Below are 18738 nucleotides of genomic sequence, written 5' to 3'. Positions count from 1 at the left end.
AAGCCTCCGCGGAGATCGTAACGGAAGAATTACGCCTGATCGAACGATTCTTCCTCCCGATCAAACGGATCGTGAAAGAAGGATTTTAGTGTAATATTATCCTTTCTTTCCTATGCGTTTATCACAGATGTCACGAGTGACAGAGTTCGCCGCAGACTATGTCATTCAACTTCTATTACAAATTCTTACAATTAAGATAGCTCCTTATGAAAAAATTTTATTTTATTACGCTTAGTTTTTGAAAAAACTTATTGTACCTTTGCCCTAATCACTCAATAAAGGTATAACCATGACAACTAAGTTCTTGCTCTCATCCGATGACAATACTCGCAGTGGCCTTCTGAAAAAGAAGATCATACATTATTATATGGCCAATGGAGACGCTACTATAGCGGAGGTATGTAAAGAAATGAATCTCAGTATCCCCACCGTCACTAAGCTAATTAGCGAATTACAAGAGGACGGTTATATACTCGACTTTGGAAAACAAGAGACTAGCGGAGGGCGTAAACCTAGTATTTACGGGCTCAATCCCGTATCCGGCTATTTTGTGGGCGTAGATATACTGAAAGATCAACTGAATCTAGCCATATTAGATTTTAAAGGAGATAAGATCCGCATTGAGCAGAATATCCCTTATACACTCGAAAACACACCAGCCGCTTTAGACCATCTTTGCGAATGTATCAATGAATTTATAAACTCGTTGCCGATCCCAAGGGAAAAGATATTAAGCATTGGCATTAATATATCCGGACGGGTAAATCCTTTCGCCGGATATAGCTATAGCATTTTTTACTTTGAGGAGAAGCCCTTGTCTCAAATCCTTGAGGAAAAACTACATATAAAGATCTATATAGAGAATGACACCCGTTCCATGGCTTACGGCGAATATCTTCAAGGAGTCGTAAAAGGAGAAAAAAATATCCTATTCATCAATATATCTTGGGGATTAGGTATCGGTATCATCATAGACGGCAAGGTTTATTTCGGGAAATCAGGCTTCTCCGGAGAATTTGGGCACTTCAGCTTCTTCGAGAATGAGATTCTTTGCCATTGCGGTAAAAAAGGATGCCTCGAGACTGGAGCTTCCGGTTCTGCCCTATACCGTACCCTCCTTGAGCGGTATAAAGAGGGTAGCAACACCATATTGGCCAGTAAAATCGATGCCGGGGAATACATCGGGCTCTCTGACTTGATCGACGCTATTCAGAAAGAGGATATGCTATCTATTGAGATACTGGAGGAGATCGGTTTTAATCTAGGAAAAGGAATAGCTGGATTGATGAACATTTTCAATCCGGAACTAGTCGTATTGGGCGGCCCCTTGTCGCAGACAGGAGAATATTTAAGCCTACCTATTAAAAGTGCCGTCAGGAAGTACTCTTTAAACTTGGTAACCCGTGATACTCAGATCAAAGTATCCAAATTAGGTGAAAGAGCGGGTATATTAGGAGCCTGCCTGCTATCTCGATCTAAAATTCTAGGTATGATTTAATATGTATTTCAAAGGAATTAAATAAAAAACAAATAACTATTTCATTTTCTTGACAAAACATCATCATATTATTAAAATATTTTATTTATATTTGCAACATAATTAAAACTAGAGGTTAAAACTCATAAAATAACGCAGATATGGATAAAATTAAAGGATTGATCGATGCTCCTTTTACTCCGTTCTACGAGAACGGAGAAGTTAATTACGAGCCCATTGAAGATTATGCGAAACTTCTTGTGAAAAACGGACTGAAAGGCGTATTCATCAATGGTTCTTCCGGAGAAGGCTATATGCTGACAGAGGAGGAACGCATGAAACTGGCCGAAAAATGGATAGAAGTAGCTCCGGAAGGCTTTAAGGTAATCGTGCACGTAGGTAGCACATGCGTTAAGTCTAGCCGTAATTTGGCGGAACACGCCCAGAAGATCGGCGCTTGGGGTATCGGCGCAATGGCTACCCCTTTCCCTCGTATCGGTCGAATTGAGGAGTTGGTAAAGTACTGCGAGGAAATCGCTTGCGGTGCTCCTGCCTTGCCATTTTACTACTATCATATCCCTGCATTTAACAACGCTTTCCTTCCTATGCTGGATTTCTTAAAGGCAGCGGACGGACGTATCCCTAATCTCGCCGGTATCAAATATACGTACGAGAGCTTATATGAGTATAATCAATGCCGTTTGTATAAAAACGGTAAGTTCGACATGTTACACGGACAGGATGAGACGATTCTTCCTTGTCTTGCGATGGGTGGAGCACAAGGAGGTATCGGTGGCACCACAAACTATAACGGAAAAGAATTAACCGGCATCTTAGAGGCTTGGGCAGCTGGCGACCTAGAGACAGCTCGTGAGAAACAAAACTTCTCTCAAGAGGTTATCAACGTGATCTGCAATTACCGTGGCAATATCGTCGGAGGAAAACGTATCATGAAATTGATCGGATTGGATCTCGGTAAGAACCGTACCCCGTTCCGGAATATGACGGACGAAGAAGAGGCCGCTATGAAAGCGGAATTAGAGGCTATCAATTTCTTTGAAAGATGTAATAAATTCTAAGATATGGCAGCGTTTGACAACTTATCTAATCCATCGGAATATCTAGCTTATTGGGGTAAGACCTATCGGAATGAGCTTCTTACCAATATTCTTCCATTTTGGATGAAATATGGACTGGACAAAGAGAACGGCGGTTATTTTACTTGCGTAGACCGGGACGGCTCCTTGATGGACTCCACAAAATCCGTTTGGTTTCAAGGGCGATTTGCCTTTATCCTGGCCTATGCCTATAATCACGTCGAGAAGAACGAGGAATGGCTGAAAGCCTGTAAAAACGGTATCGATTTCATTGAGAAACATTGTTTTGATACGGATGGACGCATGTTCTTCGAGGTGACAGCGACCGGTGTTCCGGTACGTAAACGCCGTTACGTATTCTCCGAAACTTTCGCAGCGATCGCCATGGCCCACTACTCATTGGCATCGGGCGATAAAAGCTATGCCGAGAAGGCCGTGAATTTATTCAAGCAAGTATTATACTATAAAAATACCCCAGGATTATTGGAGCCCAAATTTCGTGAAGGTCTCGTGTCGAAAGGCCATTCTTTCTGCATGATACTGATCGATACGGCGGCACGCATTCGTGAGGCCATAAACGACCCCATACTTACACGACAAATCGATGATTCCATAGCCGAACTACGCCATGATTTCATGCATCCCGAATTCAAGGCTATCTTGGAGACAGTAGGGCCCAACGGTGAGTTTATCGACTCTATCGCCGGACGTACCATCAACCCCGGCCACTCCATCGAGACCGCATGGTTTATCTTGGAAGAGGCCAAATATCGAGGATGGGACCCTCAACTGAAAGAGATGGGTCTACAAATCCTCAACTGGTCTTGGGACTGGGGCTGGGATAAGACATACGGCGGAATCAACTATTTCAAGGATTGCAAAAATTTCCCTCCCCAAGAGTATTGGCACGACATGAAGTTCTGGTGGCCACAGTGCGAAGCAGTTATCGCTACACTTTACGCCTACCAAGCGACTGGCGACGCCAAATATCTCGAAATGCACAAACTAATAAACGATTACACATTTAATCATCTCCCCGACAAAGAATATGGGGAATGGTATGGCTACCTACACTTCGATGGTAGTCTCTCTCAACCTGCCAAAGGCAATCTATTCAAAGGCCCGTTCCACATTCCTAGAATGCTTCTCAAATGCAGTTTGCTCTGCGATGAAATTCTTTCTAAATAACTTTATCTAAAATACTGAAAATTGGTCAATTGACATCAGGAATCACAATCGTGGTTCCTGATGTTCTAAGGCTTTGTTTTCCTTATTTATTTTACTGTATCAAATGAAAAATAAGAAATTATATCCTTGGATCGTAGTCGGTTTACTATGGGTTGTCGCCTTACTGAACTATATGGATCGCCAGATGCTATCCACCATGAAATCAGCCATGATGGTGGATATCGTGGAACTAGAGTCTGCGGCAAACTTCGGACGTTTAATGGCAGTCTTCCTCTGGATATACGGATTCATGAGTCCTGTAGCCGGTATGATAGCAGACAGGATGAACAGGAAATGGTTAATCGTGGGTAGCTTGTTTGTCTGGTCCTTTGTTACTTTGATGATGGGATATTGTACAGATTTCAATCAGATCTATTATTTACGTGCCTTGATGGGTGTCAGTGAGGCCCTGTATATTCCCGCCGGGTTATCGCTTATCACAGACTATCATCAAGAGAAAACACGGTCATTAGCCGTAGGTATCCATATGACAGGCCTATATGTAGGCCAAGCCTTGGGAGGATTCGGAGCTACGGTGGCCAGCGTTTATACGTGGGAAACAACGTTCCATTGGTTTGGTATCATCGGCATCGCTTATAGCTTGGTCTTAATTATCTTCTTACACGATAAAAAAGATCATGTAGCACAAGCCGTAAAAGTGGAAAATCATCCGAAAGAGAATCCTATTTCCGGGGCATTTAAAGGATTGGGGATGTTATTCACGAACATTGCTTTCTGGATCATTCTTCTTTATTTCGCAACGCCAAGCTTACCAGGTTGGGCGACAAAGAACTGGCTCCCTACCCTATTCGCTGAGAATCTCTCGTTGGACATGTCTGAAGCTGGTCCGTTATCGACATTCACGATCGCTATCTCTTCCTTTATAGGGGTAATCGCCGGAGGCATCTTATCCGATAAATGGATTCAGCGAAATGTCCGGGGACGTGTTTATACAGGTGCCATCGGTTTGGCTTTAACGATACCCTCCCTCCTATTGCTGGGATTCGGGCACAATTTCGCAATGATTATCGGCGGTGGCCTGTGCTTCGGTATCGGTTTCGGTATCTTCGACGCCAATAATATGCCGATCCTTTGCCAATTCATCCCTTCCCATTACCGAGCGACAGCTTATGGAATCATGAATATGACCGGTGTATTCGCCGGAGCTGCCATCACGGATATATTAGGAAAATCTACCGACGCTGGTAATCTTGGCCATGACTTCGCCATGCTAGCCGGATTGGTACTCATCGCACTTCTAATCCAAGTGATCTTCTTACGTCCGAAAGTCGCTAACATGACCGACGAATGCTAATCAATCTCATCCAATAAACTAAATAAAAAACAAAAAGCAATTCATCATGAAGAAGAATCTACTGCTCTTAATGCTTGCGCTCCTACTCCCGGCATTTATGTACGGACAAGAGCAGACAGTCTCCGGAACAGTGCAGGATACCTATAACATGGGTGTCCCCGGTGCGTCTATCGTTGAAAAAGGCACGACAAATGGAACGATTACCGATTTCGACGGTAATTACACTCTCATCGTATCCAACAAAAACGCCACATTAGTATTTTCTTTCATTGGATACAAGACACAAGAAATTCCAGTAGCTGGAAAAACCAAAGTAGACGTGATCCTACAAGAAAACGCCGAACAGCTAGACGAAGTAGTGGTAACCGGTTACGGTAGCTCACAAAAGAGAGCGACCTTGACAACCTCTATCTCTAAATTGGATAACGCCGTATTAGAAAATGCGGCTATGGCCAATGCCGGACAATCCTTACAAGGTACGGTTTCCGGTTTACGCGTAGTAAATACTACAGGAAAGCCGGGTGCCGACCCCAACATCGTACTCCGTGGAGGAGCCACATTGACAGGAAAGGATAACGGTGCGCTAGTTGTAGTAGACGGTATCGTACGTAGCTCTTTAGCCGATGTAAACCCTGCGGATATCGAGTCTATCCAAGTTTTAAAAGATGCGGCCTCAACCGCCATCTATGGTGCTCGTGCAAATGGAGGTGTTATTTTGGTAACTACGAAAAGAGGTAAAGAAGGAGCAGCACAAGTTACATATAAATTCAAAGGTGGAGCTAACTTCTCCCGTTACGGATACGATTTCCTAAATGCGGAAGACTATATTTACTACAATCGTTTGGGGTACAAGAGAACCGGACGTAGCGGTATCGACAATCAGGCCGGTTATGGAATCGGAAATAATTTATATGATATCCATTATTTAAATGATGATACCCGCCATTTGACAAATGAAGGTTGGTCTTCCATGACAGATCCATATGATGAATCTCAAACGATCTTATTCAAGGATCATTCCGGAAAGGCTAAAGAGGCTACATTCAAAGACCCCTCCTTCACACAAGACCATTATCTAAGTTTCACCGGAGGCAATGACAAAGGAGCCTTCGCCGCCAGTTTAGGATATTACAAAGAGGATGGTATGGTACGTGGTACTAGCTATGAGCGTTTCTCGGGTACTTTAAACGGATCTTATAAGGTATTACCTTTCTTGACCATAAATGGAGGAGTTACATACACTTGGTCTCGTTCACCAGAATTATGGGCATCCGGATTAAGTAACGCTTCCGTATTCTATCGCACATTAAGTCAACGTCCTACTTGGAATCCGTGGAATGAAGATGGCTCTCCAGCCAGCGGTATTGGTACCGCCGATGGTAATCCCCAATACTATTTAGATAAGATGACACAAACGAATGGAACCCGTCGTAATACCTATAACATGGGATTCACGGCCGATTTGATCCCAAAGAAATTGATATTGAACGGTAATGCATCACTCTACCACGTAGATGGCCAGCAGGAAAGATTCAACAAAGCTTATCAATTCCAGACAGCAGTCAACCCAAATACAGTACGTGAGGCTTACGCTAAAGTTACCAAGTCGAATCAACAACAATTGAACGCAACATTGACTTATACAGACACATTCAACGAGAAGCATAATCTAGAAGCTATGGTTGGTGGTGAGTATTTCAATTATCACTACTTCCTGTTTGAGGCTACAACTCAAAATTCGCCGTCAGATGATATCCCGACTCTAAATGCAGGTAGTAATCGTACCAAGACAACCTCCAAGAAAGAAGGTTATCGCATTCTTTCTGGATTTGCCCGTGTAAACTATAATTACGACTATCGTTATTTACTCTCTGTCGTAGCTCGTTACGACGGAATTTCTAAACTGAGCGACAACCGTTGGGGTTTCTTCCCCGGTATATCTGCAGGTTGGAATATACATGAAGAGGCATTCTTCAAAGAATCCAATTTAGCTAATATTGTAAACAACTTGAAACCTCGCTTGAGCTGGGGTGTTAACGGTAATGTAAACGGATTGGGTTATTATGATGTATATGGTACATACGCACAGGTAGATAAGAACTACGACAGCGGCGTAGGTTTCTATAACAACAAGTTAATCAACGGTGGATTGAAATGGGAACAGAGTCAGTCGTTCGAGGCTGGTTTGGATATAGGTTTCTTCAACAACCGCTTAAGCTTTATATTGGATTATTATAACCGTACCACCAAGAACTTGCTGACAGATCTGGATTTACCTCTTTACACAGGCTATAGCTCTATTAAAACCAATTTCGGAACTTTACGTAACCAAGGTTTCGAGATGGAAGTAAAAGGACATATCTTAGAAAATGTAAAAGGATGGAGCTGGGAATTAACAGCCAACTTATCTACCGTAGCCAATAAGGTCGTTAAATTGCCAGCGAATGGAAACGATAAAAACCGACAAGGCGGTCAACTGGTATGGGATCCGAAACAAGGTAAGGAAGTATGGGTAGGTGGCCTACAAGAAGGTGGAAAACTCGGCGATATGTTCGGCTATAAACAAGACCATATCTTCAAGGACTGGAATGACGTAAAAGCAAACGCAAATAACCGCTATGATGCGGTAGGCGAACTATACGGACCAGCCGCTTACGCCGCATTAGCTGATAAGACAGGCAAACAACAGATCGAGCCGGGCGATGTATGCTGGGCTGACTTAAATGGTGATGGTGTTATCAACACATTAGACCGCATAAAAGTAGGTAATATGTTCCCAAATGTCACCGGAGGTTTCTCTACGACGATCAGTTGGAAAGATTTATCCTTATACGCACGTTTCGATTATGCCTTAGGCCATACTTTATATAATGACTTAGCGGCACGTTCTTTAGGTCAATATCAAGGTTCATTCAACATCATCGACATGGTAAAACAAACCTGGTCCGAGACTAATACAGATACGGACTTACCTAAATTTTACTATGCGGATCAGTTGAGTAAGAAAAATATCACCCGTTCCAATAACGCAGGAGCAAATACGGATAATAACAGTTCCCGTTTCTACGAGAAAGCGGACTATCTGGCTTGCCGTGAGATCACGTTGACTTGGACCTTACCAAAAAGATGGACAAGCAAGGCCTATATGCAAAACGCCTCAATCTACGTAACGGGACAGAACTTATTTTACGTAACCGGTTATACAGGTACCTCACCAGAACCGGCATTAATAAAATACCAAGATTCTTCTAACGGTACCGCCAATATGGGTGTTGACGATGGCCGTTATCCAACTCCGAGAACCGTATTATTAGGAGTCTCCGTAACATTTTAATGATTTATCAACTAGTAAACAGATATTATGAAAAAAATATTTTTAACACTTATAACAGCTGCCGCATCCCTTTCATTTACGAGTTGCGATTCGCTAGACATAGATTCGGTAAGCACAATTACCGATGCGGGTTACTGGAAATCGGCGGACCAAATTAAAGCTTTCAATACAGGCTTACATGGGTTGACCCGTAAGTACTCCTATAATATGTTTATGTTAGGAGAGCCTAGAGCTGACATTTATGGTGATATACCATTCGGCGGTGAGGCAACCCAAGGTGTTGAGCGTTTACCTTACAACACGATCAACGCAGAGTTTACAGGTATTTCCAATTTCGGGAACTTATATACGGTCATCAATCAGATCAATCTGATGATCTATAAGGTCAAGGATACAGACTTGGTAGACGAGTCAACCCGTAACTATTACCTAGGGGAAGCCTACGGTTTGCGTGCGTTCTTATATTTCCATTTATTACGCTCATGGGGTGATGTGATCATCACGACTGAACCTACACTTGGTGACCAAATAGATGTGAATAATCTGGCGAAAGCCGCATCTCCCGCATCTGAGGTATTGGATCAGATCAAAAAGGATATAGAAAGTTCCGAGAACGCTTTTGGAAACGACTACTCCTATAAATACGGCAAATATTACTGGTCCAAAGCCGCTACGCAAATGCTGAAAGGCGAAGTCTATATGTGGAGTGGTAGCCAAATGGGTGGCAGCAACGGTGATTACACGACAGCTAAGGCTGCCCTAGAATCCGTAAAGCAAAATGCGGAGGTATCATTAGAGTCCGAGTTCACACGGGTCTTCGCTTATGATAATAAATTGAACAAAGAGATCATCTTCGCCTATCACAGCGGACAAGACGATGACTTCTTGATGTGGGAAGGTTACAACTGGCGTAATAATATGGTTCCCCAAAAAGAATACATGGCAAACTACTGTACCGAAGATGGAACTCCTTACTTGAAAGTTCCTGGATTTAACCTAAACGGTTTGATCCGTTATCAAGTCAACTATGATTTCTATTGGAAAGTTTATCGGGATGGAGATACTCGTAAGGAAGGCACTCTATCACCCATCTACAAGCAATTAGAAAATGGGACTACGGAATATGTCGCTCCTATCGCTTATAAATTCAGAGGAATGACTTTAGCCGGAGGTGACGAACGTCAATGGTACGATGACTATCCTATTTATCGTTATGCAGATTGTTTGTTGCTACTGGCTCAAGCCAAAGCTTTCTTGGGTGAAGATATATCTTCCGAAATCAACGCAATCCGTGAACGTGCTTATGGCAGTGAATATTTCAATGCGCATAAGAGTGAATTGGCTTATCCGAACGATAAGGGAGCTTTCTATACAGACAATCAATACATGGTCGGTGATGACAAGGGAGCCATTGAAACTGTCCTAAAAGAACGTCTACGTGAGTTCGTATTCGAAGGGAAACGTTGGTATGACCTTCGTTGCGCCGGAACAGACTATGTATTAAAGTACACAAAAGCACAAAAAGAGCGTTTGTTGTGGCCTATCAATGAAAGTGTTTTAACAAACAACACCGCATTGAAACAGACTCCCGGATACTAATCGTACATAGGTTTAAGGCGATAGGATATAACTCGGTTTTTGGAAAGAATTCCAAAGGGGCTTTGCTCATATGAATGAATATCGTTACCTTTGGAATTCACATATCTATTAATTTCAACCTACAAAAAAACATCATGAAAAAAACTTTCTTGTATTTCTGCATTCTTTTCATCGTACAAACGGCTTTTGCGGCAGACAGTCTTTATGTGCGAGAGCAACAAATCCCCATCTTGATAGACCGGATCGATAATGTACTTTATGAGATGCGGATACCGGCCCAAAAAGGGGATGTATTGAACGAGATCACGATACAGATCGGAGACAATGTCGACCTATCGGACATCCAAGCGATCCGTCTATTCTATAGCGGCGTGGAGGCCCCTTCCCGCCAAGGGGAACATTTCAGCCCTGTCGCATACATATCCAGCCACAAGCCGGGAGATACCCGTAAGGCGCTTGAATCTTATTCCGTACGGCAAGATGAAGTCAGCACCCCCTTATCACGCACCGTAAAACTAACCTCCAAGCAACCGATGCTTAAAGGTATCAATTTCTTCTGGGTAAGTATCCAGATGAAGCCAGAGACTTCCCTATTGACAAAAGTAGCGACTACAATGCCCAGCGCCCAGATCAACAACAAACCAATCGACATCACTTGGAAAGGAAAGATAGACGAACGCCATGTGGGTATGGGCGTACGTCAAGCCGGAGATGACGGATCAGCGGCCTTCCGTATCCCAGGATTAGTGACAACGAATAACGGGACTCTGCTTGGAGTCTACGATATTCGTTATAACAGCAGCGTGGACCTGCAAGAGAAAATTGATATCGGCGTCAGCCGCAGCACCGATAAGGGACAAACTTGGGAACCGATGCGAGTAGCTATGACTTTCCAGCAAACGGATGGCTTGCCTCACGGACAAAACGGCGTAGGAGACCCATCGATCTTGGTAGACGAAAAGACCAATACGATTTGGGTAGTAGCCGCATGGACGCATGGTATGGGTAACGAACGGGCTTGGTGGAACTCCATGCCGGGAATGACACCGGACGAGACCGCCCAACTTATGCTCGTGAAAAGCGAAGACGACGGCAAGACGTGGAGCGAACCTATCAACATCACGTCTCAAGTAAAAGACCCGTCTTGGTATTTCTTATTGCAAGGACCGGGACGAGGTATCACGATGCAAGACGGTACCTTAGTCTTTCCCATCCAGTTTATCGACGCTACCCGTGTGCCCAACGCCGGTATCATGTACAGCAAAGACCGCGGGAAAACATGGCACCTACACAACTTCGCCCGCACGAATACAACTGAGGCGCAAGTTGCCGAGGTGGAACCGGGTGTATTGATGCTAAATATGCGCGATAACCGAGGCGGTAGCCGTGCCGTAGCCACAACAAAAGATTTAGGCAAGACATGGACGGAGCATCCTTCCAGCCGCAGTGCCTTACAGGAACCCGTTTGTATGGCCAGCCTGATCAAGGTAAACGCTAAAGATAACATCACAGGCAAGGATCTTTTACTTTTCTCCAACCCGAACACGACGAAAGGACGTAATCATATCACGATCAAGGCGAGTCTGGACGGCGGACTTACTTGGCCTACGAAGCATCAAGTCTTATTGGACGAGGGTGAGGGCTGGGGATATTCTTGTCTCTCCATGATCGATAAGGAAACGGTAGGAATCTTCTATGAGTCGAGCGTGGCGCATATGACCTTCCAAGCCGTCAAATTACAGGATCTCATTCATCAATAATTTAAGTATATGCGATATATACTGCATTTTGCAATTGTTTTAAGTTTCTTGTATTCCGGGCCATTAAAGGCCCGGAATCCTGTTTTATTGCCCATGCCCCAAAAATACGTCCGGACAAACGCTTCGTTCCATCCGAAGGAAATAGCAGTTTCTTCCGAAGGGAAACTCTGTTCTATACTAATGAAATTCCTAGGAGAGCTTCCGGTAAGCGTCCAACCAGACAGCCGATATAAGATAGAGGTTTCCTTGGTTGACAAATTGGACGGAGTCCCCCTCAACTCCGAGGAGGCTTATCAACTAAGCGTCTCTTCCCGGGGCATAACCATCCGGGCAGTGTCCGAGCAAGGGGCTTATTGGGCGATACAGAGCTTACGCCAACTGACCGAGCGACGAGGAAACCAATATTCCATCCAAGGTTGCGAGATCACCGACTGGCCTGCTTTCCGCATACGAGGATTCATGCAAGACGTAGGGCGGAGCTATATCTCCATGGAAGAACTGAAACGGGAGATCGAGGTACTTTCCCGCTACAAGATGAACGTATTTCATTGGCATCTCACGGAGAACCAAGCTTGGCGTCTGGAGAGCAAGATCTTTCCGATGCTGAACGACAGCTGCAATATGAGCCGTATGCCCGGAAAATATTACACGATCGAGGACGCAAAGGAGCTGGTTCGCTTTTGCAAGGAGCATAACGTACTATTGATCCCGGAGATCGATATGCCGGGGCATAGCGACGCTTTCATCCGGGCGTTCCGTCATGATATGCAGAGCAAGGAGGGTATGGCGATCTTAAAACTATTGATGGACGAGGTTTGCGAGGTATTCGAGGAGGTTCCTTACTTACATATCGGGACGGACGAGGTAAAGTTTACCAATCCGAAGTTCGTACCCGAGATGGTCGCTTATATCCGTGCGAAAGGGAAACAAGTGATCTCTTGGAACCCGGGATGGAAGTACAAGCCGGGTGAGATCGACATGGAGCAAATGTGGAGTTACCGGGGAAAAGCGCGACCGGGCATTCCCGCGATCGACTCCCGTTTCCATTATATCAACCATTTTGATACGTTCGCCGACTTGATCGGCCTATACACCAGCCGTATTTACAATGAACCGCAAGGAAGCCATGATTTGGCGGGTACGATCCTTGCCGTATGGCACGACCGGGTCGTACAGCCGGAGGACAAATTGATCCGGGAGAATAATTTGTATCCGAATCTATTAGCGATCGCCGAACGTTCTTGGTTGGGCGGTGGCTATCAATATTTCGATAAGAACGGAACGATGCTGCCTATCGATCCCGATAACGAGGAGCATAAGGCATTTGTCGATTTTGAGCGACGGATGTTATGGCATAAAGAACATCATTTCCAAGGATACCCGTTCGCCTACGTCAAGCAAACCAACGTGAGATGGCGTATCACCGACCCTTTCCCGAATGATGGGGAACTGACCCGCTCTTTCCCTCCGGAAAAGGCGCTTCAGACGCAATATACCTATGAAGGGAAAAGCTACGGCACGCACGACGCCATCGGTGCCGGAATCTACCTGCGCCATGTCTGGGGACCGCTGGTTCCCGGTGCCTATAAAGACCCGCAACCGAATCATACCGCTTACGCATGGACTTGGATCTATTCGCCCAAGGCGCAAGAGGTAGGTACGTGGATCGAATTTCAAAATTATAGCCGTTCTGAAATGGATCTACCTCCAATGCAAGGAAAATGGGATTATAAAGAAAGCCGTATCTGGGTAAATGATCAAGAGATAACGCCCCCCGTATGGACCGCTACCCACCGGGAGAAGTCCAATGAGATCCCACTGGGGAACGAGAACTGCGTAAACCGTAAACCAACCCCGGTCCATCTGGAAAAAGGCTGGAACAAGGTGTTGATGAAGCTTCCGGTCGGTACGTTCAATACCCCCGAGGTCCGTCTGGTGAAATGGATGTTTACGTTCGTTTGCGTCACCCCGGATGGAGAGAAAGCGGTGGAAGGACTGGTTTACTCTCCGGATAAACAACTTAAATAACGTCTAATTCGGTTGAATGAAATGAGAAAAATAATAGGAATCTTATCCATCTTCCTCGCTTTCGCATTTATGAGCCAAGCGCAAAAGATCAAGGTGGCTTGCGTAGGTAATAGCGTGACCTACGGCTACGGAATCAAAAACAGGGAAACAAACTGCTACCCGGCCCAATTGCAACAGATGCTTGGAGATGCCTACGAAGTGGAGAACTTCGGGCATAGCGGGGCTACTTTATTAAACAAGGGATATCGTCCTTATACCCAACAAGAGGCGTATCAAAAGGCACTGAGGTTTGCCGGGGATTACGTGATCATCCATCTGGGATTGAACGATACGGACCCTCGGGCATGGCCGAATTACCGGGACGATTTCGTTCGGGATTATCTTTCCTTGATCGAATCCTTCCGGAAAGCCAATCCGAGATGCAAGGTATGGGTTTGCCGTATGACTCCGATATCTCACCGCCATTCTCGTTTTAAATCCGGTACAAGAGACTGGTACTGGATGGAGCAAGCGCTTATCGAAGAAATCGCCCGGATAGCCGGCGCAACCTTGATCGATTTGCAGGAAGGATTATATGACCGTCCGGATCTATTGCCCGACGCATTGCATCCCAACGCTGAAGGTGCCGGTATCTTGGCCCGCACCGTTTATGGGGCGCTAACCGGCGATTACGGAGGATTACAGCTTCCTGCCATCTATTCGGACCGGATGGTCTTGCAACGGGATCAACCGCTTCCTATATCTGGCATCGCCAACCAAGGGGAGAAAGTAACCGTTACCCTCGCCGGACAAAGGAAGGAGACCGTAGCCGGTACGAACGGGAAATGGACTGTCACGCTCGACCCCTTACGGGTAAGCGGGAAATCCTATACCTTAACGGTTTCTACCCCCAGCCGCACGCTGAACTATCGGGATGTAGTAGCCGGGGAAGTCTGGCTATGTTCCGGACAATCCAATATGGCGTTTCGAGTAAACGAGAGCATAAAAGAAGAACAACTGCAACAACTAGATTATGCGAAACAACACTCGCAAATCCGTTTATTCGACCTAAAGCCCCGCTGGGAGACCTACGCCGTGGAATGGGACGCTTCCGTACTGGATTCATTGAACCGCCTGCAATATTACCACGACACCCAATGGGAAGTATGCGACACGCGGAATACCGCACGCTTCTCGGCCATAGGATTTGCCTTCGGGCGTATGCTGGCCGATAGCTTACAAGTACCCGTAGGATTGATATTGAACGCTGTTGGCGGCTCGCCTACAGAGGCATGGATCGACCGGAAAACACTGGAATTCGAGTTTTCGGATATCTTACAGGATTGGACGAAGAACGACTTTATCCAAGATTGGGTACGTGAACGGGCGGCCTTAAACATCAAGCAAGCATCCAACCCGCTCCAACGCCATCCGTATGAGCCTTGTTATCTGTTCGAGGCGGGTATCCAACCCCTTCATCAATATCCCATCAAAGGGATTATTTGGTACCAAGGAGAATCGAACGCCCATAATATGGAAGTACACGAACGATTATTCCCGCTATTGGTGAACAGCTGGCGCCAGAATTGGAACGCAGACCTGCCTTTCTACTATGTCCAACTATCCAGCATAGACCGCCCGAGTTGGACTTGGTTCAGGGACAGCCAACGCCGCCTGGCGCAAACCGTATCGAATACGGGTATGGCCGTTAGTAGCGATCGCGGGGATTCTTTAAACGTTCACCCTACCCGAAAAAAAGAGATTGGCGAACGACTGGCACATTGGGCCTTGAACAAGACCTACGGACATAACGTAATCCCATCCGGCCCTTTGTTCCGCAGCGCAACGTTTACCGATAACGCCGCCTATATCACTTTCGATTACGCAAAGGGCTTGACAACCTCCGATGGGGACCCCATCCGTACATTCGAGATCGCCGAGCGGGAAGGACTTTACTATCCGGCGCAAGCCGTGGTAGAGAACGGGAAAGTAAAGGTGTGGAACGATCAAGTGACTCACCCGAAGCTGGTACGCTACGGCTGGCAACCCTTCACGAGAGCGAATCTTGTAAACGAGGCGGGCATGCCGGCCTCTACATTCCGGGCTATAAAAGAATAAGCTATGCATAATAAACAACAAATCACCGGCTGGCTGTTCCTCCTGCTACTCTGCGTAGCGGGATGCGGCCAGCCTGTATCTAAAAAACAGAACACCATGATAAACTGGACAAAATTACCGGATCTACCGGGAGCAGCCGATACGGCTTCCCTTGGCGTTTCCGCCCCGTTCGCCGGCATCCATAACGGCGTATTGATCGTTGCCGGAGGTTGCAACTTTCCGGACAAACCCGTCACCGAGGGAGGAGCCAAGCGATATTATAGCGAGATATTCGTCCTTCTTCCCGAAGGCTGGAAAGAGATCGGCCGACTGCCTCGTCCCGTCGCCTACGGCGCTACGGTTTCCACCCCGGAAGGTATCGTTTGCATCGGAGGAAACAACAGTGATTCTTCCTTGGTCGAGGTCTCCCGCATCTCCTATAACCCCACGAAAGGAGAGGTAGCGGTTTGTGCCTTACCCTCCTTACCGTCTCCAATGGATAATCTCTCGGCCGCATTTACCGGACAGGAGATTTACGTAGCAGGGGGAAATGAGAACGGACAGCCCTGCCATACCTTCTTACGCCTCAACCTAGCGAATATCGAAAAGGGATGGGAACAACTACCGGACTTCCCGGGAGCAGCCCGTGTACAGCCGGTATTAGCGACCGGAGAAAGTCCCAACGGCACACGTATCTATCTAGCCGGAGGCTTCCAGCCCATCCTAAACGAAGAGGAACCGATCGTCCCGACGGATGTATTGGTATTCAACCCGACAACTTCTACCTGGCAACAGGAGACCGTTCTTCCGCCGTTGAAGGACGGAACGAACCGCACCCTGACAGGAGGTTGCGCCGTGACTTTCCAAACGGATAAAATCTTATTTATGGGAGGTGTGAACTACGATTGTTTCCTAGCCGCCATCGCCCGCCCGATCCATTTAGCGAAAGCGGAGGCGGCGCAAGATTCGGCGGCCATTGCCCGCCTGCAAGCGGAAGCCAAGGCCTATATGCACCATCCGGTAGAATGGTACCGATTCAATACCGCCTTACTTCAATATGACCTCTCCGCAAAAGAATGGAGTGATCTGGGCAAATATGAACAGTTGGCCCGTGCCGGAGCGGGAGCGGTTATCCAAGATAACCGGTTAACCATCATCAACGGGGAATTGAAACCAGGTATCCGAACTCCACAGGTGAATCAAGCGATCATACTTCAAAAGTGAATATATACTTCCCGGGCCAAGGAAGTATGTATTCCTTGGCCCGGGAAGTATATATTCCCTAATCAGGTAAACGCTTTCTCACTTTCAGGCTATATTATTTCAGGCTCTCCTTCTTATAATTTATACGAACTCCATACTTCGTATATACCCGGTCTAACCCCAACATCCCTTTCGGATTAGGCTCGCCTTGCGCTTTACCGGATAAGACCTCCTCGCTCATTGTGATCATGTCTTTTACACGTTGATGGGTTTCCTTGTTCATTCCGAAATAATGTCCGGGGTAAAGGTATTTGATACCATATTTCTCGATCACCGTACTCATCTTCTTGCAAGTGGATATGAGCGTAGAGAAGTCAACTCCCAGCAATAGATTACCGGAGCCGAAAGAATCGCCACTAAAGCCATAAGCGGCATCTTTATCCACAAAAGTGGTTGAGCCGGGAGTATGCCCGGGAGTAAATACTACCTCTAGGGTACGCCCACCTAGATCTAGTATTTCACCGTCTTTAAGGAAACAAACTTTACCTTTATAATTCGGCATAAATTCCGGTATACCTATCGTATCAGCCGGATTGATATAAATCTCCGGGAAATAATCGATAGCAGAACCTGTATGGTCCGGATGCACATGTGTGGCGACCAGCGTAACCGGCTTGTCCGTGATGGAAGCCACTAGCTTATCCAAATCCTTGATCTTTGTTCCTGCATCAATCAAGATCGCTTTCGTTTCTCCCTCGACCAGATACAGGCTCTCGTTCGCCATTAAATGACCTGTTCCAAACCATGTATGCTCATCAATCTGATGGAAAATCACATCTTCATTCCTAAGCACTTCCTTCTCCTCGATACCCGCCGTCTGTGCCTGGCAGAACAAAGCGATCCTTGACAGGAGCAACAACATCATTAATAAACCTAGTTTTTTCATTATCATATTCATTTTTAAGATTTAAATCGCCGCGATCTTCCGAAGGCTTGCGTCCCATTTCGGCTCGGCGTAGATGAGACGGATAGCTTCTTCCGGCGTGTCGGCTACCGCCCACATCTTGGCGTGCTGGGGACGCATGAAATTCTCGTTCATGGCGTTCCTCAAAAGTTCCAACAAGGGATCATAGTAATGATTAATATTGAGGATTACGATCGGATTGAGGTAGAGACCGAGTTGTTTCCAAGTGATGATCTCCAGAAGTTCCTCTAATGTACCGCATCCACCGGGAAGGGCGATCACCGCATCCGAGAGGTTTGCCATGAGCTGTTTACGCTCGTGCATCGTCTCGACCTCAATCAACTCGGTCAAGCCTTTATGATACCAATCCTGCTCCACCATAAAATGGGGGATAACGCCCGTTACCGTTCCACCAGCCGCTAACACAGCGTCGGAGACAGTGCACATCAAACCGATATTCCCGGCACCATTGACTACCCGTAGTTTTCGCTCTCCCAAAAGACACCCCAATTCCTTGGCGGCGTCAAAATAAATCGGGGGAATCTTCGTGCTGGACGCGCAATACACGCAAACAGACGAGATGTTATTTATCTTCTTTTCTTCCATTGTATATTATTTAATCGTTATATTTTTGCATAAAGTTTCAACATCAGAGTGT

12 protein-coding genes are annotated in these 18738 nt (G+C 46.0%); 10 read left to right on the top strand and 2 right to left on the bottom strand.

Annotated elements, in window-relative coordinates:
* Window positions 1–289: 289 nt before the first annotated feature.
* The 10 genes from E5342_RS17235 (at window position 290) to E5342_RS17190 (ending at window position 17137) form a co-directional block, all read left to right on the top strand.
* Window positions 290–1498: an ROK family transcriptional regulator gene (locus E5342_RS17235; RefSeq protein ID WP_005863842.1), complete on the top strand. Its 1209-nt coding sequence runs from the start codon at window positions 290–292 to the stop codon at window positions 1496–1498.
* A gap of 140 nt (window positions 1499–1638) precedes the next feature.
* Window positions 1639–2556, top strand: a complete 918-nt coding sequence (locus tag E5342_RS17230) for a dihydrodipicolinate synthase family protein (RefSeq protein ID WP_121736747.1) — start codon at window positions 1639–1641, stop codon at window positions 2554–2556.
* A gap of 3 nt (window positions 2557–2559) precedes the next feature.
* On the top strand, window positions 2560–3762 hold the full coding sequence (locus tag E5342_RS17225) for an AGE family epimerase/isomerase (RefSeq protein WP_121736746.1): 1203 nt from the start codon (window positions 2560–2562) through the stop codon (window positions 3760–3762).
* A 103-nt stretch (window positions 3763–3865) separates the two neighbouring features.
* Entirely contained in the window at window positions 3866–5116 is a 1251-nt protein-coding gene (locus E5342_RS17220) for an MFS transporter (RefSeq protein WP_121736745.1), read from the top strand.
* A gap of 46 nt (window positions 5117–5162) precedes the next feature.
* The gene (locus E5342_RS17215; protein WP_121736744.1) at window positions 5163–8450 is read left to right on the top strand and encodes a SusC/RagA family TonB-linked outer membrane protein; all 3288 of its coding nucleotides are present in this window, start codon (window positions 5163–5165) and stop codon (window positions 8448–8450) included.
* Window positions 8451–8477: 27 nt separating this feature from the next.
* Window positions 8478–10049 (top strand): SusD family outer membrane lipoprotein NanU, encoded by a 1572-nt coding sequence (gene nanU / locus E5342_RS17210; protein WP_135959907.1) that lies wholly within the window; start codon window positions 8478–8480, stop codon window positions 10047–10049.
* Between the two features lie 134 nt (window positions 10050–10183).
* Window positions 10184–11809: a sialidase family protein gene (locus E5342_RS17205; RefSeq protein WP_121736742.1), complete on the top strand. Its 1626-nt coding sequence runs from the start codon at window positions 10184–10186 to the stop codon at window positions 11807–11809.
* Between the two features lie 9 nt (window positions 11810–11818).
* Window positions 11819–13837, top strand: a complete 2019-nt coding sequence (locus E5342_RS17200; protein ID WP_121736741.1) for a family 20 glycosylhydrolase — start codon at window positions 11819–11821, stop codon at window positions 13835–13837.
* Window positions 13838–13858: 21 nt separating this feature from the next.
* Window positions 13859–15934, top strand: coding sequence for a GDSL-type esterase/lipase family protein (locus tag E5342_RS17195; RefSeq protein ID WP_135959906.1), 2076 nt, complete (start codon window positions 13859–13861; stop codon window positions 15932–15934).
* Window positions 15935–15937: 3 nt separating this feature from the next.
* Window positions 15938–17137, top strand: a complete 1200-nt coding sequence (locus tag E5342_RS17190) for a cyclically-permuted mutarotase family protein (RefSeq protein ID WP_121736739.1) — start codon at window positions 15938–15940, stop codon at window positions 17135–17137.
* A 94-nt stretch (window positions 17138–17231) separates the two neighbouring features.
* Here the strand turns inward: E5342_RS17190 and E5342_RS17185 are convergent, their stop codons facing one another.
* Window positions 17232–18062: an MBL fold metallo-hydrolase gene (locus tag E5342_RS17185; RefSeq protein ID WP_121736738.1), complete on the bottom strand. Its 831-nt coding sequence runs from the start codon at window positions 18060–18062 to the stop codon at window positions 17232–17234.
* Between the two features lie 21 nt (window positions 18063–18083).
* On the bottom strand, window positions 18084–18686 hold the full coding sequence (locus E5342_RS17180) for a TIGR00730 family Rossman fold protein (protein WP_135959905.1): 603 nt from the start codon (window positions 18684–18686) through the stop codon (window positions 18084–18086).
* Window positions 18687–18738 lie beyond the last annotated feature (52 nt).

The organism is Parabacteroides distasonis (genome assembly GCF_004793765.1).
Taxonomy (GTDB): Bacteria; Bacteroidota; Bacteroidia; order Bacteroidales; family Tannerellaceae; genus Parabacteroides; species Parabacteroides distasonis_A.
This window is presented reverse-complemented; position numbering and strand designations above follow the sequence as displayed.